This is a genomic window from Klebsiella sp. A-Nf5 (assembly GCF_002810545.1).
Taxonomy (GTDB): Bacteria; Pseudomonadota; Gammaproteobacteria; order Enterobacterales; family Enterobacteriaceae; genus Klebsiella; species Klebsiella variicola.
Genome location: NZ_PIOG01000234.1, coordinates 1 through 331 on the forward strand (window position 1 = coordinate 1; position 331 = coordinate 331).

Genomic DNA, 331 nt, shown 5'->3' on the forward strand with positions numbered 1-331 from the left:
AAACTGGAAATTTTCCTGGGATATATGGATACCATGAATATTTCTAAGACGGCAGAGATAATGCATATTTCTCCGGTTAGCGTACACCGTGCGTTGCATTCTTTGGAGGATAATTTACGCTGCGATCTTTTCACACACAATGGCCGAAATTTACATCCCCTACCCGGTGCATGGGTAATGCAAAAGCAGGCCCGCGAGGTGATCAATGCAATGGAACGCTGTATTTATCTGACGCGAGAGGCTTCAGGATTCCATTCTCCTGCATTACGCTTAGGCCTACTCTATTCATTAGTATTAAAAACGGCACCGCAGATAGTACAGGGATTGAAGA

The 331-nt window shown here is 44.4% G+C and carries 1 protein-coding gene; it reads left to right on the forward strand.

The window, feature by feature from the left end:
* Positions 1-331: LysR family transcriptional regulator (locus tag CWM53_RS22975; RefSeq protein ID WP_133124381.1), on the forward strand; the 331-nt coding region annotated here is incomplete at both ends.